A 20,899-nucleotide genomic window follows, 5' to 3' on the forward strand; every position below is an offset into this window, starting at 1 on the left:
ATGTCCGACACCCGTCATTATTTTTCCAACGCCGCGGGGTCCATCGACTTTGTGCCCGGTGACTACGTGCGCCTGCGGTGGTCGGGCCAGCCGTTGACCAGCCCGGAGCTGCGGGCGCTCTACGTTCACGCCCGCAACGTGCTGGAGCGCAAAGGCCTGCGCCGTCTGCTGGTGGACCACCGCGCCATGCCCGCGGCCCCCGAGCCGGCAGATCGGCAGTGGCTGCTGACGCAGTGGCTGCCCGATACCGTGGCCCGGACCCGCGCCACCCACTACGCGGCGCTGCCCGCGCCGGACCCCGCCCGTCGGCTGCACACCGAACCGGTGGTGCAGGATCTGCGGCGGTACCTGACCGTTGCCCTATTCGACGACCCGGAGCAGGCCGCGGCCTGGTTTCACGCGGCCTAACGCCCGCGGCGGCCCCGGGCTGCCGGCTTGCGCCCAGCTCGATACCTAAAAATCGTCCGCCCGCCGTGCGCCAAACTTGCGCGGCGGGCGGACGATTCGGGGCTCGTACCGGCTTACAGGCTGGCCGTGTCGATGACGAAGCGGTAGCGCACGTCGCCTTTCACCATGCGTTCGTAGGCCTGGCTGATGTCCTGAATGTTGATCAGCTCGATATCGGACACGATGTTGTGCTCGGCGGCGAAGTCGAGCATTTCCTGCGTCTCGGCAATGCCGCCGATGGTGGAGCCGGCCACGCTCTTGCGGCCCGGAATCAGCGCAAAGGCGGGCACTTCCAGCGGCTTGGGCGGCGCCCCGACCAGAATGTGCGTGCCGTTGGTCTTGAGCAGCGACAGGTACATGGGCAGGTCGTGGTCGGCGGCCACGGTGTCGAGGATGAAGTCGAACGAGCCCTGCACGGCCTTGAGCTGCTCCTCGTCCGTGGTGACGACGAAGTGGTGGGCGCCCAGCGCCTTGGCGTCGGCTTCTTTCGAGGGCGAGGTGCTCAGCACGGTCACGTCGGCGCCGAAAGCCACGCCCCACTTCACGCCCATGTGGCCCAGGCCGCCCAGGCCCACCACGGCCAGCTTGTGGCCCTGGCCCACCTGCCAGTACTTCAGCGGGGAATAGGTGGTGATGCCGGCGCAGAGCAGCGGCGCCACCGCGGCCAGGTCGAGGTTTTCGGGCACGCTCACCACGAACTCCTCGCGCACCACGATGGTGGTGGAGTAGCCGCCGTAGGTCGGCTGCCCGTCGCGGCCGAGGTTGTTGTAAGTCTGGGTATTGCCTTCCACGCAGTATTGCTCCTCGCCGGCGCGGCAGTTTTCGCACACCTGGCAGGAGTCGACCATGCAGCCCACGCCGGCCAGCTGGCCCACCTGAAACTTGCGCACATGGTCGCCCACCTGGCTGATGCGGCCGACGATTTCGTGGCCGGGCACCATTGGGAAAATGCCGGGAAACCACTCGTTGCGGATCTGGTGCAGGTCGCTGTGGCACACGCCGCAGAACAGGATGTCAATTTGCACGTCGTGCGGGCCCACGTCGCGGCGCTCGAAGGTCCAGGGAGCGAGGTCGGAGGACGGGCTGGGGGCTGCGTAGCCTTTGGTCTGAATCATGAAGAAAAAACGCTAGGGGTAAAACGCGAATTGCGTGCTTCAAAGCTAGTGCTGGCCCCGGCGGCGTCAATACTGCTTTCAGTGAAAATGGGTATGCGTTGCCGCGCGGCCCGGATTACGCCGCGCGGCCGCGCCGGCTAGTGCTCGAAGCGGTACTTCAGCCACACCACGTCGTTGTCGAGCTGCTGCACCTGCGTGAGGTGCAGGCGGGTGGCGGGGCCTTTGTGCAGGTAGTCGCTGACTTCGAAGGTGGTCGGCGACATGGGCGTGCCGTCGGCAATGGGCAGCAGCAGCAGGCTCAGCTCGTCGATCAGGCCCGCGTTGAGCAGGGAGCCGTTCAGGTGTCCGCCGCCTTCCAGCATCAGCGTCTGAATGGGAAACAGCGCGGCCAGCTGCTCTAGCGCCGCGCCGAAGTCAAGCTCGGTCTTGCCCGCGAACAGGTACGAAATGCCCTTTTGCTGCAGGTAGTAGAGGTACTCGTCGCTGACCTGCTCCGTCAGCACTTCGATGATATGGTCGCCACCCGTCTCGTTGGTGTCCCAGCCCAGCTTGCCGTGGGCGTCGACGGCAATGGCAAACGAGGTGGCGGCTTTGTTGCCCACGTACGGCTCCCGCGCAATGGGCTGCGGGGGCGTCTGCGGCGCGGGCTGCGTGCCGCCCGAGAAGTCGCGCTCCATGGTGACGCGCCCGCACATCCAGGCCTGGCTGGTGAAGGTTTCGTGGTACTTCTCGAAATACCCGGCGAAGGTGTCGGTGAGTTGTTGGTCCTGCCAGTTGGCGGAAAGAATCTTTCCGTCGACGGAGGACATCATGTGGCAGATTACGTGGGGTCTGGTCATAGCCGCTCTATACGGCCACCGCAACCGCACGGCGGAAGGCCAGCGGCGTCAGGGCCGTGTGCTTCTTGAAGAAGTGGTTGAAGTAGGTGGGGTACTCGAAGCCCAGGCTGTAGGCAATTTCGCCCACCGACCAGGCGGTGTGGGCCAGCAGCAGCTTGGCTTCGGTTACCAGCCGCTCGTTGATGTGGGCGGTGGTGGGCTTGCCGGTCACTTCCTTCACCATAGCGTTCAGGTGGTTCACGTGAATGGCCATGCGCTCGGCGTAGTCGGAGGCCGATTTCAGCACCGGTTCCCGCAGCTGGGCCGTGACCGGGAACTGCACTTCCAGCAGGTTCAGAAACAGCGCGGTGATGCGCTCGGCCGCGTTGACGGGCGCGTGCTGGGCCGTGGCCGGCTGCAGGCGGGCGGCCTCGTGGATGATGATGGACAGCTGGTTGCGCAGCAAATCATCCTTGTGGGCGTAATCCGACTGCAAATCCCGGCGCATGCGGGTGAAAGCGTCGGTGAAGTAGCGCAGCTGCTCCGCGTCGAGGAAGTAGACGGGGTTGCCCTCCACCTTGTAGAGCACGGTGTCTTTGAGGCTCACGCCGCGCATGGCCGAGTGCAGAAACGACTCGGAAAAGCAGCACAGGTGGCCCTGCTGCTCGCCGGAACCCTCCACCACTTCCCAGGCGTAGGGAATCAGCCGGTTGGTAAACACCAGCGCGGGCCGGTCGACGGCGTAGCTGCGCGTGGTGTAGTGCAGCTCGTTGGCGCCTTCCACTACCAGCACCACCTTGAACAGGTCGCGGCGGTCGAAGTTGCTCATGCCGCACCGCGCCTCCTGCATGGTCAGCACTTCCACGTCGCCGGGGGCGGGGGCAGAAGCAGGCGGCGAAAAAGCGCGGGAGTGGGGCATCGGATTGCTCAGCGCTTGGGCCAACAGGCGCCGTTGCTGCAAGCTGATAACAGACGCGGGGAGTTGGGGTTTTGTTGCGCTCATCAGGGCAAGGGCGCGGGCCGCACGGCCGCAGCGCCGGTCAGTGGTAGCTGGTATATTCTTGGGTTGTTACCGGCCGGCCCCAGTTGACGATGCCCTTCTCGGTGTTGACGTTGAGGGCAATGTGCGTCAGGGCCTGCGTGGGCGAGGCGCCGTGCCAGTGCTCCACGCCGGGCAGGGCCTGCACGACCTCGCCGCGGCGCAGCAGCCGGATGGGCTGGCCTTTTTCCTGGTAGTAGCCCACGCCCTCGGTGACCAGCAGCAGCTGCCCGGCCGGGTGGACGTGCCAGTTGGAGCGCGCGCCCGGCCGGAAGGTCACGCTGCTGCTCACGCACTGAAAAGCCGGGTCGTCTTGCACCAGCGGGTAGACGTACACCTCGCCGGTGAAATACGGAGCCGGCGCCCGCTCGCCCCGTGGGAAAACGGGCCCCGGGGCGGCTGGCGGAATGGTCTGGGCGGTGTTGGGCAGGCCGAGGCTCAGGGCCAGAAGAGTGGTTAGGGCAAGGCGCGTCATGGCAAGCAGTGGCAAGGGTGAAACGGGTAGCTGCAGCGGCTTACAGGTGCTTGACCACCCGCGCCGGCACGCCCGCCACGATGCAGCCCGCGGGTACGTCTTTGGTCACCACCGCGCCGGCCCCCACAATGGCGTTTTCGCCGATGGTCACGCCGGGCATAACCGTTGCGTTGGCCCCCAGCCACGCGCCCTGCCGCACCACGATGGGCTTGGAATAGGTGCTGCGCCGCTGCCCCGGTTCGGTGGGGTGGTTGGTGGTGATAAGGTTTACCTTTGGCCCGATCAACACGTTGTCTTCCAGGGTGATGCCGCCGCGGTCCATAAAGGTGCAGGCGTGGTTCACAAAGACATTCTTGCCAATGTGAATGTTGTGGCCAAAGTCGGTGTAGAAGGGCGGAATCAGAAAGAACGTCTCGTCGACGGGCCGGTTGATTAGCTCGCTGAACACGCGGTTGACCTGCGCGTTGTCGTCTACCGGCATGGCGTTCAGCTCCGACGTGAGGCGGATAGCCTTGCGGATGACGGCGTAGATCTGCGGATAGTCCGGGTCGTCGAGGGAAATAACCTCGCCGGCCAGTTCCCGCTCAAAAATGGTTCGGGTTGGTGGTATCATAAGGAAGTGTGCGTGGTGCGCCGGCGTCGCTAGGCACGGCCCCGGCCAATGCGGGCGCCGCGCAAGGCCCGGTTGCCGGCTGGGCCGTCGGCTGCTCAGGCTGGCTGGTACTCAACTGACTAGACGGCGCTTCGGCGCGGCTGCGTTAACCTTGCGCCGCCCGGTATTCTTCGTCCGTGACGGGCTGCAGCCATTCGGCCACGCCCCGGCCGACGTTGGGGTTGATGGCCAGGTGCGTGAACAGACTGTCGGGAGCGGCGCCGTGCCAATGCACCACGCCCGGCGCAATGCTTACCGCATCGCCGGCGCGTAGCAGCTGGGCCGGCCGGCCCTTTTCCTGGTAGTAGCCCCGTCCCGCCGTCACCACCAGAATCTGCCCGGCCGGGTGGGAGTGCCAGTTGTTACGCGCGCCCGGCTCAAAGGTCACGTCGCCGACGGTGCAGTCGGTGGGATTGGCGCCGGCCCGCATGGTCACCCAGGCCGTGCCGACGAAGTTTTCCGCCGGGCCCTGCGTGGTGCCGGCCGGGGCGTTAGGAGTGTTGGAAGTGCTCATAGGGGATGGTACGGCGCGCCGGAGATGTAAGCGCACCCGCAGGCGGATTAGGCGTTGGCCCGGGGCGGATGGCCGGCGACAGGTGCCCGGCCAAGCACCGTTGGCCGGCGCGACAATGCAAAATTCAACAAGCCAGCTAGCAGGGGCAGTATGGAAACCAATGGATTGTGTATAAAAATCAAAGAACCCGCCGCTAGCCCGGCCGGCAGCAGTCCGGCGGAGGCCTAGCGGCGGTTGACGTTGTGCGGGCTAGCAGAATGGTCAAAATCCTGCCCGGGCGCGGCTTGGAAGTTGATGAGCAGGCTGCGCCAATGGGGCAGCGGCCGGTGGCCGCCCAAAGCGCAGCTTGTTCATCCGAAGTCCAACCGGCTGCCAAAGGGCGGGTGCTGCGCTTGGAAGGCAGAGCAGTTCCGGACAACCGGTAGCCGGCGGCCGTGGGAGGAGGAGCGGACTTTGGGCGGGGCAGAGGCGGGCGGCAAGCCGCTATTTCACCGCGAAGCGGTGCGGGCTACAGTAGTCTTGCAGTCGGCCACGGGGTTGAGCGCGTAGGGACTACCCGGGGCACTACGCCCCAAGCCGTACCTGGTGGCGCTAGCGGTACAGCGCCACCCACGTGCTCAGCACCTCGCTCGGCGTGGCGGTGAGCTGCTGCAATTGCTCGAGCTGGGCGTTGCTCAGCAGCAGGCGCAGGGTTTCGGCAGCGGGCACGGCGGCTTCGGCGTCGCCCTCGGGCGTGGCGAGCAGGGAGTGGCGCAGGGCCAGGGCCTGATGGGGCTGCAGGCGCAGCTCGGTCACCAAGGCCCGCAGGAGCTGGGCGGGGGCGCAGTCGAGGGCCGCCAAGGGCGAGAGGTTGACGGGCATGTCGGCCACGGGCACGCGCGGGGCGGGCACTTCGCGGTCGGCAAGCTGGGCGCGGGCCGGGCAGGCAGCGGCCAGCAAAACGGAGACGAGCAAGAGGCGGAAGCAGGCGGCGAAGGTCATGGCGAAACGCGGAAGCGGGTGGGCAACGGCCGCCGGACGGGGCACCGTTCTGCTTCGAAATTGCACTGACCTTCCGCCACTTACCGCCGGCAATAGACTGCGCAGGGCTTTTTGCCGACTAGGCCCGGTTCGGGTCCGACAAGCGCCGCCCGCGGGCCGGCAGGGCCGGCAGGGGCTGATTGGTCGATGCAAACGCGCGCTTCGTCGGCGGACGGCTGGCCGTGGACGCGGCCGGGGCACAACGAGCGGGCGCGGATGGAAAAAGCAACGGGCCGAGGCCGGTTGGTGGCCCCAGGGCGCCGAAGCGGGCCGGTTTGGCCTAAGGAGGCTGCCGGCTCCGCGGCCGTTATCGGGGATTCAACGAGCGAAATCCGGCATTCAACCACATCGGCCCGAACCCTGGGCGGCGGCGGCGGTACCTTTGTGGCACTACCGGCCACTGCCCGGACCCCATCGTTATGAAACGTCAGCTCGTCTGCCTAGCCCTACTCAGCACGCCCCTGCTCGCCAGCGCCCAGGACCAACCCCGCCCCGAAGGAGCCCGTCCCGGCGGCCAGCGCCCGGCCGGTGCGCCCGCCGGCGGCGAAGGCCGGCCCGCCCTGCCGAGCCCGGTGGTGCAGGGCAGCGGCAAGCTCACCGGCACGGTGCTCGACGCGGCCAGCAAGCAGCCGGTGCCCTTCGCCACGGTGGCGCTGCTGAATGCCGCCGGTAAGCCCATCGACGGGACCGTGGCCGACGACAAGGGCAAGTTCAGCATCGGAGGCGTGGCGGCCGGCACCTACACCGTGCAGGTCAGCTTCATCGGCTACAAAAACCTGGAGAAGCCCGGCGTGAGCTTTACCGACGCGGGCGAAACGGTGAACCTGGGCACCATCACGCTGGCCTCGGCCACCCAGCAGCTGGGCGAAGTGGTGGTGCAGGGCCAACGCTCCTTGGTGGAAGAAAAGGTGGACCGCACCATCTACAACGCCGAAAAGGACGAAACCACCCGCGGCGGCGACGCCACCGACGTGCTCAAGCGCGTGCCCCTGCTCTCGGTGGATTTGGACGGCAACGTGTCCTTGCGCGGCTCCTCCAACATCAAGGTGCTCATCAACAACAAGCCCTCGACCATTGCCGCCAGCAACGTGGCCGACGCGCTCAAGCAGATTCCGGCCGACCAGATCAAGTCGGTGGAGGTCATTACCTCGCCGTCGGCCAAGTACGACGCCGAGGGCTCGGGCGGCATCATCAACATCATCACCAAGAAGGACAACCTGCAGGGCAAGACGCTGGACATGCGCACCAGCGTGGGCTACCGCAGCGCCGACCTGGGCCTGAACGCGGGCTACCGCACCGGCAAGATGGGCTTCACCTTGGGCGGCGGCATGCGCACCGGCTACAACACGCCTGGCTCCTACGAAAACACCCAGCTGACCACCAGCCCCACCGACGGCACCCAGCGCCTGACCACCCAGCAGGCCGACACCCGCCGCCGGAACCTGGGCGGCCGCGTGAACTTCGGCTGGGACTACGACATCAACAAGCGCAACGCCCTCTCGCTGGGCGTGCAGCTGGGCGTGCGCAACGGGCAGAACTACCAGGACGCCCTGATTACGCGCACCTACGCCGGCAACAGCACCGACGGCCCGCTGGTGAACATGTCGGTGCGCGACGTGACGAGCACCGACCGCACCAACAACCTGGATCTGAGCCTGAACTACACCCACCTGTTCACCAAGCCCCAGCACGAGTTCAGCCTGCTCACGCTCTACAGCCGCACCAACGCCACCAACGACTTCTCCAACACGCTCTACAACACCGACGAGGTGACGCAGCGCCTGAAAAACCAGAACGACAGCTACAACCAGGAAGTCACGGTGCAGGCCGACTACCAGGTGCCGCTGGGCAAAAGCCAGCTGCTGGAGCTGGGCGCCAAGGATATCATGCGGCAGGTGCGCAGCGAGTACACCTACCTGCTGGCCGACGGCGCCACCGGGGAGTTCCGGTCCTTGCCCGGCTCCTCGCTCACCAACGTGTTCAACTACAACCAGAACGTGGCCGCCGGCTACCTCTCCTACACGCTGAGCTTCCTGAAGAGCTACTCGCTGAAGGCCGGGGCCCGCTACGAACAGACCACCATCGACGCGGATTTCCAGACCGGGCAAACCGTGAAGCTGCCCTCGTACGGCGTGCTGGTGCCCAGCGTGAACCTCTCGCGCAAGCTGGCCAACGGCGACATGATCAAGGCGGCCTACAACCGTCGCATTCAGCGCCCCTCGCTGCAGTTCCTGAACCCCAACATCCAAGCCTCGAACCCGCTGAACGTGACCCAGGGCAACCCGCTGCTGCGCCCCGAATACACCAACAGCTACGAGCTGTCGTACAGCACCTTCCTGAAGGGCACCACGCTTAGCTTCAGCGGGTTTGTGCGCAACACCACCGGCTCCATTCAGGCGGTGCGTACCCCGCTCGGCGGCGACACCATCCGCACTTCGTACGCCAACATCGGCAACGAAAGCGCCTACGGCATGAACGTGTTTGCCAACGTGAACCTGGCCGGCAAGCTCAGCCTGAGCGGCGGGCCGGACCTTTACTACGCCGTGCTGCGCAACAACGTGTCGGACGTGCTCTACAACGCCAAGAACGAGGGCTGGGTGCTCAGCGGCCGCCTGTTCGGCAGCTACAACTTCACCCCGAAGTGGGGCCTGCAGTTCTTCGGCTTCTACCGCGGCCGGCAGGTGCAGCTGCAGGGCTACCAGAGCGGCTTCGGCGTGTACAGCCTGGGCCTGAAGCGCGACCTGTGGGACAAAAAGGGTAGCCTGGGCTTCGGCGTGGATAACTTCCTGACCCCGACCTACAAAATCCGCAGCGAGGTGGTGTCGCCGCTGGTCACGCAGAACAGCGTCAACACCATGCAGATGCTCGGCTTCCGCGTCAACTTCAGCTACCGCATCGGCAAGCTAACCACCGCCCCCACGCAGCGCCGCAAGAAGTCGGTGAATAACGACGACCTGAAGAGCGGCGGCGAAGGCACCGACACCTCGACGCAGCAGCAAGGCGGCGGCCGGCCGTAATCTGCTCAATAACGGATTGAAAAAGAACGTCATGTCGAGCTTGTCGAGACATCTCGCGGGCTGACGGCAGGTAGTAAACGCCACGAGCAGGTTGCTATCTAGCGAGATGCCTCGACTGCGCTCGGCATGACGTTCGGAAGTTTCCCTGTTCGATGACCGCAGCGCCCGCCCCGGCTTCTTACCACCTGAGCGCCCGCCAGAAATGGAAGCTGGCGCTCAGCTTGGTGATAATCTACTTCCCGATTCACACCTACCTGAACTTCCCCGAGTGGCACCGCAACTGGGACGGGCTGCTGCATTCGGTGCCGCTGCTGCTGACGCAAGTGGTGGTGATGCTCGGCTTTTACTTCATCTGGCTGAACCTGGTGGAGTGGATTCAGCAGCGGCTGTTCGGCTGGTTTGGCGAGGACTTTCTGCTGGAGCTGAAGCTGCCGGCCCAGCTGGCCACCCTGCTGGTGTCGATGGTGCTGGCCGCCGGCTTCATTCTGGTGTACAGCACGCTGATTCGCACCTTTTTTCACCTGCTGCCGGGGCTGCGCTCCAGCCGGCCGCCGGGCCTCACGCCCGAGCACATGGCCCTGCACCGCCGCGCCAACGACGGCTTCTTCCTGATGTTGATGCTCTCGGCGTTTTACTTGGTGGCCAACAGCCGGGCCCTGCTGCGGGTACGGGCCTTCCACTTGCGCACCGAGCAGCTCGAAAACGAGAACCTGCAGGCCCGCTTCGCCGCCCTCAAAAGCCAGGTGAACCCGCACTTCCTCTTCAACAGCCTGAGCATCCTCTCCTCGCTGGTGCACGTCGACGCCGACCTCTCGGAGCAGTTCATCGACCAACTCTCGCGGGCCTACCGCTACACCCTGGAGCAGCGGGAGCACGACCTGGTGGCGCTGGGCACCGAGCTGGACTTCATCCGGGCCTACACCTTCCTGCTCAAGATTCGCTTCGAGGACAAGTTCGACGTGCACGTCGACGTGCCCGAGGCGGCGCGGCACGCCTACCAGATTGCCCCGCTGACCCTGCAGCTGCTGGTGGAAAACGCGGTGAAGCACAACACCATGTCGCAGCAGGAGCCGCTGCTGGTGCGCATTGGGCTGGACGGCGACACCCTGGTGGTGCGCAACACCCTGCAGCGCCGCCCGGCCAGCTACCCCGGTACCGGCGTGGGGCTCGACAACATTCACAACCGCTACCGGCTGCTCACCGCGCGCCTCGTCTCGGTGGCCGTGAGCAACCGCGAGTTTACCGTCCGCATCCCCCTGCTGCCCGCATGAGAGTCCTGATCATCGAAGACGAAAACCTGACGGCCCGCCGCCTGGAGGGCCAGCTGCGCAAGTACGACCCCGCCATCGAGGTGCTGGAGCGCCTGCCCTCGGTGGCCGCGGCCGTGCAGTGGCTGCGCCAGCACCCCGCGCCCGACCTCATCTTCCTCGACATTCACCTCGAAGACGACTTGGGCTTCCGCATTTTCGAGCAGGTGCAGGTCAGCTCGCCCATCGTCTTCACCACGGCCTACGACGAGTACATGATTCAGGCCTTCAAGGTGAACAGCATCGACTACCTGCTCAAGCCCATCAACTACGACGAGCTGGTGGCCGCCCTGACGAAGTACCAGCGCCTGCGCCAGCACTTCACCCCGGCCGATTTGCCCGCGCTGCTGCGCCTGGTGAGCCCCGCGCCCGCGCCGGGCTACAAAGAGCGGTTTTTGGTGTCGGTGGGCCCGCGCCTGCGCAGCGTCGACACCAGCGAGGTGGCCTACTTCTGCTTCGAAGACGGGGCCACCTTTCTCGTCACGCGGCCGGGCCAGCGCCTGGTGGTTGACTACAGCCTCGACAAGCTGGGGCAGGTGCTCAACCCGCAGCAGTTCTTCCGGGTGAACCGGCAATACCTCGTCGGCATTAGTGCCATCGACACCATTCACCACCACTCGGCCGGGCGCCTGGAGCTGATCTTGCAGCCCGCCGCCCGGCAGCCGGTGCTCGTCAGCGTCGACCGGGCCACCGAGTTCAAGGACTGGCTGGGCCGCTAGGCGAGGCGCCGGCGGCTCACTCCTGCGTCAGGCGCGACAAGTCGGCGTGCTGCGGATCGGCGTGGGGCGGATGCACGGCGCTAACCCAGATGTGGAGCAGGCAGGTACCGAGCCCGAAGAGCACCACGGCCACCACGGCTACCAGCAAAATTTTGTCGAACAGCGCCGACACCCACCGGGGCAACTCGGGCGGGGAAGAGGCAGTAGGCATGGGCCAAAGCTACCGTAACAATTCGGTAACATGGCCCGCCGGCTATGTTAAGCTTTGCAAGCGCCTCGGGGCAAGCGGATTGGAGCTGACCCCGCAAGGCTACTGCGTTGCCAGCGTGCCTGAGGCCGCGGACTACACGCAACGCGGGCCGTAGCGGCCGCGAGGCCCGGGCGCAAGTGGCAGCGGAAGCGGGCACAAATAGGGTGGGGCGCACGGGCGGTTACGCGGGTTGAAAGCTGACGCCAAAGCGGTTGTTGGCCCGTTGCCGCAAGGTTAGGCCCCGGGTACAGATTCGGGAAGCCCGCTGCCCGGGGCCGCGCCGGCGAGCAAGTCGCGGTACCAGCGGCCCGAATCCTTCACCGTGCGCCGCTGGGTGGCGTAGTCCACGTGCACCAGCCCGAAGCGCGGGGCGTAGCCCTCGGCCCACTCGAAGTTGTCGGTAAACGACCAAGCGAAGTAGCCGTCCACCGGCACGCCCTCGCGCCGGGCCCGCAGCACCTGCCCGATGCAGGCCTGCAAGTAAGCCTGCCGGGCCGGGTCGGGCACGCGGCCGTCGGGGGTGGGCGCCTCGTCGGGGAAAGCCGCGCCGTTTTCCGTTACGATGAGGCGCGGCGCGTTCGGATAGGCGCTGAACTGCCGCAGCATGTGGTACAGGCTTTCGGGGTATACTTCCCAGCCCATGGTGGTGTGCGGCACGCGGCGGCGGGCGGCGCCCACCAGCATGGCCCACACCAGCGGCACGAAGGGCGAGTGGCGCACCACCTCGCGGGTGTAGTTCTGCACGCCCAAAAAGTCGAAGGCGAAGGGCAGGCGGGCCTCGTCGCCGGGGCGCACGTAGCGGTCGAGCCAGCCCAGAAACGGCAGCGCGTCGACGGGGTAGCCCAGGCCCAGCGCGGGCTCCACGAACAGGCGGTTGAGCAGGGCGTCGGCGCGGCGGGTGGCGCGCTCGTCGCGCCCGAGGCCGGGCCGCGCGGGCGTGACGTAGGAGCAGGAAAACGTGGTGCCGATTTGTGCCGCGGCGGGCAGGGCGGCGCGCAGGGCCCGGCCGCCCGCGGCCTGGGCCAAAGCGGCGTGGTGGGTGGCGGCCAGAAAGGCGCCCAGCCCGCGTTTGCCCGGGGCATGGATGCCCAGCAAATGCCCCGCGCCCACAAACACCATCGGCTCGTTGAGCACCATCCAGTGCCGCACCCGGTCGCCGAGGCGGCGCGCCACCAGCTCGGCGTAATCCGTGAACCAGCCCACCACGTCCCGGTTCGGCCAGCCGCCGCGCTGCTGCAGGGCCAGCGGCAAATCCCAGTGGTAGAGCGTGAGCCAGGGCGTGATGCCGCGCGCCAGGCAGCCGTCGACCAGCCGCTCGTAGTAATCAAGGCCGGCGGGGTTCACCGCGCCGGTGCCCTGCGGCAGCACCCGGCTCCAGGCCACCGAAAAGCGGTAGTTCGGCACGTGCAGCTGGCTGAGCAACTCCAGGTCCTGGGGCCAGCGGCGGTAAAAGTCGCAGGCCTCGTGGCCGTGCTCCCCGCGCTTGATCTTGCCCGGCCGCCGCACAAAGTCGTCCCAGATGCTCGGTCCCTTGCCGTCGCAGTTGCCCGAGCCTTCGATCTGGTAGGCCGCCGTCGACACGCCCCAGCGAAAGTCGGGGCCGAAATCAGCGCGCGTGTACGCGGCGGGCGTGGTCGGCGGAAAGAAGGCGGGCGGCAGGACCGGCGCGAGGTAATCGGACATGCCGAGGTAAACGAGGAAAGCGGGCGGTGGATGCTCGGAGGAGGTGAATCGGCTAGTCAGGTGAACAGGTGAATCAGCCCGTCTCCGTCATGCCGAGCGCAGCCCGGACATCTCGCCTGCTAGCATTGCAACGAGTAGTTAGAACGTCATGCCGCGCTTGTCGAAGCATCTCTACCGCTTCGTTAACTCGCCTTTCTACCATCGTTCGGTAGAGATGCTTCGGCAGGTGCAGCATGGCGTTCTGGTACATCGTTCAACGAGCCCACGAGATGCCTCGACAAGCTCGGCATGACGTTCTTTTTCCAGCGCGTCACATCAGTGCAGTTGCTGGTTGCAGCACCGGCCGCACCCCGGCGGGCAGCTGCTCCAGCAGCAGCTTGTCGATGGCGGCGGCGGTCTGGTCGGGGTAGTCGACGGGCACCACCGGGCCGTGGTGCAGCCAGTGGTCGAGGGCAGGCAGGTGCTTGTCCTTGAGGCTGCGCACCACCGGCACGCCCAGCCCGGCCAGGGCGGCGGCGTTGCACTGCTGCTCGTACTGGTTTTTCATGGGCACCACCAGCAGCTTTTTGCCCAGGTACAGGGCCTCGGCGGGCGTTTCGAAGCCGGCCCCGCAGAGCACGCCGGCGCTGCGGGCCAGCGAGTCGAGGAAGGCCGCGCCGCTCACCGGGCGCACCCGCACGTTGCCGTGCTCCGACTCCTGCGGGCTGTGCTTGCTGAACACCTCCCATTGCACCGCGCGGCTGAGGTAGCGCAGGCGCTGCACCAGCGTGGCCTCGTCGAAGGCCGGCAGATACACCGTGTAGTGGCCCTCGTTCTGCGGGGTCAGCTCGCGCACCTGCCGGCGGATAACGGGCGTGCTGATGCCCGGGGCGTAGGGCTGGAAATGAAAGCCGTACTGGGCCGTGCTCGGGGCGTAGTGGCGCAGCACGGCCCGGCCCATCAGGTCCGGTTTCGGGGGGCGCGGAGCCTGTGGGTGCAGCACGGCGCTCTGGTGGCTCAGGGCCACGCAGGGCACCCCGCGCAGCTGGCAGGCCCAGGCCGACACGGGCTCAAAGTCGCTGATGACCAGGTCGTAGTCCTGTACGCGCAGCTGCTCAATCTCGCGCAGCAGCCGGGCCGACTGGAGCTGCCAGAAGGTGCGGGCGAAGTCCACGCCGCCCTTCTTGCCGAAGATGAAGCCCAGGCCGTGGCAGCGGTAGCGCACCGCAAAGGGCAGGGGCAAATCGGCCGGCGGGCCGCTCACCAGCACGTCGAGGCGGCCGGCGCGCTGCCGCAGCAGCGGCACCACGTCGAGGGCGCGGGCGAGGTGGCCGTTGCCGGTGCCCTGAATGGCGTAGAGGATGCGGGGCGAGGTCAATTAAAAATGGAGAGTTAAAAGTTCGGGCTGCGGTGGATGCGGAATTCGGCCAGCAGGCTGTCGAGCAGGGCGGCCGAATCAGGCGAGTGGTCGAGCGGGTTGTTTTCTTCTTCGCTAGCCTCCGTGGCTTGCAGCGCGGCGTCGTCGGCGTAGCGGTAGAGGCGCCAGCCGGCGTCGGCGGTGTATTCAAGGGCGGTGAGGTTTTCCACCCAGTCGCCGGAATTCAGGTAGGTGACTGCGCCCCGGGGCGTGGTCACGCGCCGGATGTCGGGGCAGTGGATGTGCCCGCAGGCCACGTACTGGTAGCCCTCGTCGATGGCAATGGTGGCGGCGGTCTGCTCAAAGTCGCTGACCAAACTCACGGCGCTTTTCACGCGGTCCTTCACGGCCTTGGACAGCTGCACCCGCGGGCGCCCCAGCTTGCGCAGGCCCCAGTTGACGAGGCGGTTCAGCAGGATCAATAAATCGTAGCCCTCGGCGCCGAGCTTGACCAGCCAGCGCGAGTGGCGCATGGTCACGTCGAACACGTCGCCGTGAAACAGCCAGGTGCGGCCGTGGGGCAGGTCGAGTACCAGCTTGTTCCCGATGCTGAGCGCGCCTAGGCGGGTGCCGGCAAAGCGGCGCAGCAGCTCGTCGTGGTTGCCGGTGAGGTAGTGGATGCGGGTGCCCTTGGCCGCGAGACCCGCTAGGTGACGCACTACCTGCATGTGGGCGGCGGGCCAGTAGCTTTTGCTGAACTGCCAGATGTCGACGATGTCGCCGTTGAGCACCAGCACCCGCGGCTTGATGCTGCGCAGGTAGCGCAGCAGCTCATGGGCGTGGCAGCCGTAGGTGCCCAGGTGCACGTCGGAAACGACGGCCACTTCCACGCGGCGCTTTTTCGGACGCGGGCTCATCAGGCGGTGGGGCGCAGCTGGTAGCGGCGCCCCGGGCGCTGCGGGCGCCACAGCTGCCGGCCGGCGCCGTGCAGGCTGCGCTGCCAGGCCACCAGCCGGCCGGTGCGGTAGGCCAGCAGCAACGCCATTTCGACGGCGAGGTAGCCCACCCGCCGCAGCCAAGCCGGGTAAGCGCGGGAAGGAGCAAGCACGGAGCGCTTCATAACCAGGGGGTTAAATCCGGTTCGAAGTACACCGCGGCCCGTTACGCGGTAATGACGCGGGCGTTACGCTTGCGTCATGGTTTAATGAGGCCCAGGTTACGCCCCCGCAGCGCCTAAAAAACAGTCGGGCCGGCCACCTTGCGGCAGCCGGCCCGATGAGGGTGACCCGGACGCCTGCGCGGCGTCCGGGCTAATCGAGGTCAATCAGTTCGTTATGTCGAGCTTGTCAAAATATCTCGCGGGCTGATGCCGGATAGCATCCTCTAGAAAGAAAGTCCTATCTGGCGAGATGTCTCGGCTGCGCTCGACATGACGGGCTGGTGGGCCTGTTCAAATGAAGCGGCAGAGATGCTTCGACTGCGCTCGGCACGACGTACTACGAGGACTAGATAAGGCTTCTGCCCCTGCCTAGTTCGACTTCTTCAGCAGGCGGCCGAGCGTGGCGTGCAGCTCCTCGCCGTTGAGGTTGGCCGCCACGATTTTGCCCTGCGGGTCGATGAGAAAATTTTGCGGAATGGCCTGCACGCCGTATTCCTGGGCGGCGGCGTTCTGCCAGTACTTCAGGTCCGACACCTGCGTCCAGGCCAGGCCGTCGGCCTGAATGGCCTTGAGCCAAGCCTCGCGGCCGGTGGGCTTGTCGAGCGAGACGCCGAGCACGGTGAAGCCCTGGTCCTTGTAAGCGTTGAAGGCCTTCACCACGTTGGGGTTTTCGCGGCGGCAGGGCCCGCACCACGAGGCCCAGAAGTCCAGCAGCACGTACTTGCCGCGCAGGCTGCTCAGGGCCACCGGCTTGCCGTCGGGGTCGTTCTGGGTGAATTCGGGGGCCACGGCGCCGATGGCCGTTTTCTGCACGCGCTTGAGCTGTTCGCCGAGGCGCAGGCCCTGGGGCGTGGCGCGCAGCGCGGGCGTGAGGCCGTTGTAGAGGGCCGCAAACTCGTCGGCTTTCGGAAAGTAGCCGATGGCCTTGGGCAGGGCAAACAGGCTGTAGCGGGCGCCGGGGTTGGCCTTCACGTAGGCCGTGTACACCTGCCGCTCCTGCTCGTCGAGCGGGTCGAGCTTGGCTTCCAGGGCCTTCACGGTGGCCGGGTCGCTCTGCTTGTCCTTGGGCAGGGCGCGGAATTCCTTGATGTAAGCCTCTGACTTCTGGTTCAGCGGCTTGAGCTTGGCCTGCAGTTTGGCATCCTCCACGTTCAGCGGCGTGCCCGCCACTGTGGCCTTGCTGGCCGAGTCGGCCGCGGTGACGGTGATGGTGCCCTTCTCCAGGTACACCATGGTCACGTCCTCCGACTTGTTGAGCGGAGCCCCGCCGTGGCTGAGGGTGAGGCGGGCGGCCAGCGGCTCGGCCGGCGAGCCTTTGAACTCGAACGCGCCGTTTTGCACCGCGGCCGAGTCGGTCACGCGCTGCTTGTTCAGCACGTAGCTCAGGTAGGCCTTGGTCACGTTGGCTTTGGGTCCGAGCTTGCCTTTGAGCACGTAGGTTTCGCCGGGGGGCTGGGCGCCCATCAGGGCCAGCAGCCCCAGGCTGCCGCAGAGTAGGGTTTTCATCAGGAAGCGGTGAGAGGAATAGAACTAGACGACGCGGGAATGCGCTTGCAATGACGCAAATCCGGGCAGAAATGACGCATAATTTGTTGCCCGGCGGTGCTGCCCATATACAACCGAGCCGCGCTTTCGGTGGAAAAGCGCGGCTCGGGCAACGGGACGGAGTCAGGCGCGTTGTCGGTGGCCTTTGAGGCCGTACCAGCAGATGTAGAGGTAGCAGGCGGCGGGCAGCAGGAAAGCCAGGCGCAGGGCGTGCACGCCGCCGCCGCCCAGGGCGCTGTCGGCCACCAGGCCGAAGAGCGGGGGCACGACGGCCCCGCCCACGATGGCGGCCGAGAGCAGGCCGGAGGCGTCTTCGGTGTGGCGGCCCAGCCCGGCCACCGCGAGGGTGAAGATGACCGGGAACATGATGGAGTTCATCAGCCCCACCGCCAGCAGGCTCCACATGGCCACCGCCCCGGTGGTGTTAATCGAAATCAGCAGCAGCACCACGGCCCCCACCGCATTGACGGCCAGCACTAGGCCCGGCTTCACCGCCCGCAGCAAGAAGATGCCGACGAAGCGCCCCACCATGGCGCCCAGCCAGTATAATGATACCCGCACGCCGGCGGCCTGCGCGCTCAGCCCGGCCACTTCCGGTTGGTTGAGGTAGCTCACGATGTGCGAGCCGATGGCCACCTCGGCCCCGACGTAGGTGAAAATGCCCACCAAGCCCAGCAGCAGGTGCCCGTAGTGCCAAGCCCGGCGCGTGTCCTCGGGCGCGGCGGGGGCGTGCTCGATGCGCGGCAACTTCAAAAAGCCCAGCAGCAAGCTGATGAGCACCATCACGGCCCCGATGCCCAGGTAGAGGTACTGCACCGAGGTGACGTCCAGCGCCGCCGCTTGGGCGGGCGTGAGCTTTTTCAGGTCGGGCAGGTGCGATAGGATGAGCACCGAGCCGAGAATGGGCGCCAAAAACGTGGCCAGCGAGTTGAAGGCCTGGGTGAGCGAGAGGCGCGAGGAGGCCGTTTCGGGCGGCCCCAGGATGGCCACGTACGGGTTGCCGGCCACCTGCAGCTGCACGATGCCGGTGGCCAGCACGAACAAGGCCGCCAGGAACAGGCCGAAGGTGCGGCCCGCCGCGGCGGGGTAAAACAGGAAGGCGCCCAGCGCGGCCACCAAAAAGCCCACGAGCATGCCGCCCTTGTAGCCCAGGCGCTTGACTACCCAGCCCGCCGGCACGCCCATGACCAAATAGGCCCCGAAAAAGCAGAAGTTTACCAGGTTCACCTCCGCGTAGCCGAGCGTGAAGAGGCCCTTCAGGTAGGGAATCAGGATGTCGTTCAGGCAGGTGATGAAGCCCATCATGAAAAACAGCACCGTCAAGGACGCCAAGGCCGGGGCGTAACTGGGCCGCGGCGCGCCGGGCGTAGCGGCCGGCGCGGGCGGCGGGGTAGCGGACAACAGGGGAGCAGCCATGCGAAGGGTGGAAGAGTTGAAGGGGGAAATAACGCAAAAGTGCCGCGTACCCGGGCGGTACGCGGCACTTTCGAATGGTTAGCGGCCGGCTTCGACGAGGCTGATGGCGTAGCCGCCGCCGGGGGCGCACAGCTGCGTCAGCTTGGTTTTGCGGGTCACCGTCAGCTTGCGGATCTGGTAGGCCTGCGGGTTTTTCTCGTAGTGCGCGTCCGGGGCATCGGCGTAGATGGTGGCCGTGTACTTCTTGCCGGGCTCCAGGAAGCTCAGGTCAATCTTCGAGGTGCGGCCGTTTTCGTCGCAGGTGCTCCCCACAAACCAGCTGCTCTTGCCCTTGGCCTTGCGGGCGTAGGTGATGTAGTCGCCGGGCTCAGCTTCCAGCACCTTGGTGTCGTCCCAGTCCACGGCCACGTCCTTGATGAACTGGAAGGCGTCGAGGTGCTTGTTGTAGGTTTCGGGCAGGTCGGCCGCCATCTGCAGGGGCGAGTACATGGTCACGTACAGGGCCAGCTGCCGGGCCAGCGTCGAGTGCACGAAGGAGTTGTTCTGCGGGTTGTAGGCGCTGACCTTGGTTTGAAAAATGCCCGGCGTGTAGTCCATCGGCCCACCGATGAGGCGGGTGAAGGGCAGAATGGTGGTGTGGTCGGCGTTGTTGCCGCCAAACGACTCGTACTCCGTGCCCCGCGCCGCCTCGTTGCCGATGAGGTTGGGGTAGGTGCGGGCCAGGCCGGTGGGGCGCACGGCCTCGTGGCCATTCACCATAATCTTGTGCGCGGCGGCCTTTTCCAGCACGTACTGGTAGTGGTTGATCAGCCACTGGTCGTAGTGGTGGTGGCCCAGCGGCACGATGTCGCCCACGTAGCCGGTTTTCACCGCGTTGTAGCCGTACTTGTTCATGAATTGAAACGCCGAGTCGAGGTGCCGCTCGTAGTTGCGCACCGAGCCCGAGGTTTCGTGGTGCATGATGATGCGCACGTTCTTGCTCTGGGCGTAGCGCTGCAGCTCCTGCACGTCGAAGTCGGGGTAGGGCGTCACGAAGTCGAACACGTATTCCTTGTGCTTGCCGAACCAGTCTTCCCAGCCGGTGTTCCAACCCTCCACCAGCACCGCGTCGAAGCCGTGCTGGGCGGCAAAGTCGATGTACTCCTTCACGTGGGCCGTGTTGGCCGCGTGCGTGCCGTTGGGCTTCACCTTCCGGTAGTCGACGGAGTCCAGCTTGATGTTGTCCAGGTTGGTGTACGACCAGGTGCTCTTGCCCGTAATCATTTCCCACCACACGCCTACGTACTTCACCGGCTTGATCCACGATACGTCCGTGAATTTGGTCGGCTCGTTCAGGTTCAGCACCAGCTTGGAGAGCAGAATGTCGCCGGCCTTGTCGCTGACGATGACCGTGCGCCAAGGCGAGTTGGCCGGGGTCTGAATCAGGCCTTTGTCGCCCACCGCGTCGGGCGTCAGGTGCGACTCCAGCACCATGGTCTTGTCGTCCAGTTCCAGGTGCATGCACGAGTAGTCGATGAGGGCCGCTTCGTGGATGTTGATGTAGAGCCCGTCCTGGCTTTTGAGCATCAGCGGCGTTTGCAGGCCGGTGGGGGAGAAGGGCGTCTGCGAGGCGTTGCCCGTCACGGCCGACTTCATTAGCCCGCGCACTTCCGAGAGCTTGGAGGTGACGGTGCTGTACTCCTGCGTGTCGTAGTCGCCGGGCAGCCAGAAGGCTTTATGGTCGCCGGCCAGGGCAAACTGCGTGCGCTCCTCCTTGATGGTGAAGTAGTCGAGCTTAGGCTGGCGCGGAAACTCGTAGCGGAAGCCCAGCCCGTCGTCGAACACGCGGAAGCGCACGCGCATGGTGCGCTGCGTTTCGGCCTGCGTGAGCGTCACGGCCAGCTCGTTGTAGTGGTTGCGGATGGTTTTGGCCTCGCCCCACACCGGCGTCCAGGTTTCGTCGAAGCTGCGCGTCTGCTTATCCGTCTGGGCGAAGCCCCCGAGCAGGCTGGTGGTCTTTTTCAGCTCCAGGCCCAGCTTGCTGGTTTTGATAACCTCGCGGCCCTTGTAGCGCAGCCGGTACGTAGGCACGCCGCCCTGCAGCTCGAAGTTCAGCGTCAGCTGCCCGTTGGGCGACTTGATTTCCTCGGCGCGGACCGCGAAACCGAGCAGCAATAGGCAGAGCAGCGGGAGCAGCTGCGCGGGGCGAAACGCGAAGGTTGGTGGGAATGAGGTAGCGCGGTGCATCATAAACGGGCCGGATTGGTGGGAATGGAAAAGCTGCGGCCGGGCAAAGGTGCGGCAAGCATAAAACATAAAAAAATAACGCAAGTAAAAACCCGCCGTGCGAAGTAATCAGTCACTCACGCCCCGCGGCGGCAGCGGCTACGGCGCGGCGGCGCCGTAGC

The 20,899-nt window shown here is 66.1% G+C and carries 19 protein-coding genes; 4 read left to right on the forward strand and 15 right to left on the reverse strand.

The features are described 5' to 3' along the window. Nucleotides 1–408 (forward strand): hypothetical protein, encoded by a 408-nt coding sequence (locus LJ737_RS04515; protein WP_227763304.1) that lies wholly within the window; start codon nt 1–3, stop codon nt 406–408. Nucleotides 409–521: 113 nt separating this feature from the next. Here LJ737_RS04515 and LJ737_RS04520 read toward each other — a convergent pair whose 3' ends face one another. The 7 genes from LJ737_RS04520 to LJ737_RS04550 all read right to left on the reverse strand — a co-directional run bounded on the left by LJ737_RS04520 (nt 522) and on the right by LJ737_RS04550 (nt 6,041). Next, nucleotides 522–1,562, reverse strand: coding sequence for an NAD(P)-dependent alcohol dehydrogenase (locus tag LJ737_RS04520; RefSeq protein WP_227763305.1), 1,041 nt, complete (start codon nt 1,560–1,562; stop codon nt 522–524). A gap of 137 nt (nt 1,563–1,699) precedes the next feature. Further along, entirely contained in the window at nt 1,700–2,401 is a 702-nt protein-coding gene (locus tag LJ737_RS04525) for a dihydrofolate reductase family protein (protein WP_227763306.1), read from the reverse strand. Between the two features lie 7 nt (nt 2,402–2,408). Next, nucleotides 2,409–3,299, reverse strand: a complete 891-nt coding sequence (locus LJ737_RS04530) for a helix-turn-helix domain-containing protein (RefSeq protein WP_227763307.1) — start codon at nt 3,297–3,299, stop codon at nt 2,409–2,411. Between the two features lie 121 nt (nt 3,300–3,420). Then, the gene (locus LJ737_RS04535; RefSeq protein WP_227763308.1) at nt 3,421–3,894 is read right to left on the reverse strand and encodes a cupin domain-containing protein; all 474 of its coding nucleotides are present in this window, start codon (nt 3,892–3,894) and stop codon (nt 3,421–3,423) included. 40 nt (nt 3,895–3,934) lie between these two features. Then, nucleotides 3,935–4,507, reverse strand: coding sequence for a sugar O-acetyltransferase (locus LJ737_RS04540; RefSeq protein ID WP_227763310.1), 573 nt, complete (start codon nt 4,505–4,507; stop codon nt 3,935–3,937). Between the two features lie 145 nt (nt 4,508–4,652). Further along, nucleotides 4,653–5,060, reverse strand: a complete 408-nt coding sequence (locus LJ737_RS04545) for a cupin domain-containing protein (RefSeq protein WP_227763311.1) — start codon at nt 5,058–5,060, stop codon at nt 4,653–4,655. Between the two features lie 591 nt (nt 5,061–5,651). Next, entirely contained in the window at nt 5,652–6,041 is a 390-nt protein-coding gene (locus LJ737_RS04550; RefSeq protein ID WP_227763313.1) for a hypothetical protein, read from the reverse strand. A gap of 458 nt (nt 6,042–6,499) precedes the next feature. Between LJ737_RS04550 and LJ737_RS04555 the strand changes: the two genes are divergently transcribed. From LJ737_RS04555 to LJ737_RS04565, 3 genes are all read left to right on the forward strand, one after another. Further along, on the forward strand, nt 6,500–9,097 hold the full coding sequence (locus LJ737_RS04555) for a TonB-dependent receptor (RefSeq protein WP_227763315.1): 2,598 nt from the start codon (nt 6,500–6,502) through the stop codon (nt 9,095–9,097). 152 nt (nt 9,098–9,249) lie between these two features. Further along, a complete protein-coding gene (locus tag LJ737_RS04560) occupies nt 9,250–10,368 on the forward strand; it encodes a sensor histidine kinase (RefSeq protein WP_227763317.1) in 1,119 nt (372 codons plus the stop codon). Beyond that, nucleotides 10,365–11,123, forward strand: coding sequence for a LytR/AlgR family response regulator transcription factor (locus tag LJ737_RS04565; RefSeq protein ID WP_227763318.1), 759 nt, complete (start codon nt 10,365–10,367; stop codon nt 11,121–11,123). The genes LJ737_RS04560 and LJ737_RS04565 overlap by 4 nt, the downstream gene beginning before the upstream one ends. Before the next feature lie 16 nt (nt 11,124–11,139). Here LJ737_RS04565 and LJ737_RS04570 read toward each other — a convergent pair whose 3' ends face one another. The 8 genes from LJ737_RS04570 to LJ737_RS04605 all read right to left on the reverse strand — a co-directional run bounded on the left by LJ737_RS04570 (nt 11,140) and on the right by LJ737_RS04605 (nt 20,741). Next, nucleotides 11,140–11,334 (reverse strand): hypothetical protein, encoded by a 195-nt coding sequence (locus LJ737_RS04570; RefSeq protein WP_227763319.1) that lies wholly within the window; start codon nt 11,332–11,334, stop codon nt 11,140–11,142. A 273-nt stretch (nt 11,335–11,607) separates the two neighbouring features. Further along, the gene (locus LJ737_RS04575; protein ID WP_227763320.1) at nt 11,608–13,056 is read right to left on the reverse strand and encodes a GH1 family beta-glucosidase; all 1,449 of its coding nucleotides are present in this window, start codon (nt 13,054–13,056) and stop codon (nt 11,608–11,610) included. Nucleotides 13,057–13,366: 310 nt separating this feature from the next. After that, nucleotides 13,367–14,413, reverse strand: coding sequence for a glycosyltransferase family protein (locus LJ737_RS04580; RefSeq protein ID WP_227763321.1), 1,047 nt, complete (start codon nt 14,411–14,413; stop codon nt 13,367–13,369). A gap of 14 nt (nt 14,414–14,427) precedes the next feature. Further along, nucleotides 14,428–15,309, reverse strand: a complete 882-nt coding sequence (locus LJ737_RS04585) for a UDP-2,3-diacylglucosamine diphosphatase (protein ID WP_227763322.1) — start codon at nt 15,307–15,309, stop codon at nt 14,428–14,430. Further along, nucleotides 15,309–15,512 carry a hypothetical protein gene (locus tag LJ737_RS04590; RefSeq protein WP_227763323.1) on the reverse strand — a complete coding sequence of 68 codons (204 nt, stop codon included), beginning with the start codon at nt 15,510–15,512 and terminating at the stop codon, nt 15,309–15,311. The genes LJ737_RS04585 and LJ737_RS04590 overlap by 1 nt, the downstream gene beginning before the upstream one ends. Before the next feature lie 408 nt (nt 15,513–15,920). After that, on the reverse strand, nt 15,921–17,057 hold the full coding sequence (locus LJ737_RS04595) for a TlpA disulfide reductase family protein (protein WP_227763324.1): 1,137 nt from the start codon (nt 17,055–17,057) through the stop codon (nt 15,921–15,923). 162 nt (nt 17,058–17,219) lie between these two features. Then, nucleotides 17,220–18,512, reverse strand: a complete 1,293-nt coding sequence (locus LJ737_RS04600) for a sugar MFS transporter (protein ID WP_227763325.1) — start codon at nt 18,510–18,512, stop codon at nt 17,220–17,222. A gap of 78 nt (nt 18,513–18,590) precedes the next feature. Further along, on the reverse strand, nt 18,591–20,741 hold the full coding sequence (locus LJ737_RS04605) for a glycoside hydrolase family 97 protein (RefSeq protein ID WP_501993662.1): 2,151 nt from the start codon (nt 20,739–20,741) through the stop codon (nt 18,591–18,593). Nucleotides 20,742–20,899: the final 158 nt, after the last annotated feature.

It is taken from the genome of Hymenobacter sp. 15J16-1T3B, assembly GCF_020711235.1.
Lineage (GTDB): Bacteria > Bacteroidota > Bacteroidia > Cytophagales > Hymenobacteraceae > Solirubrum.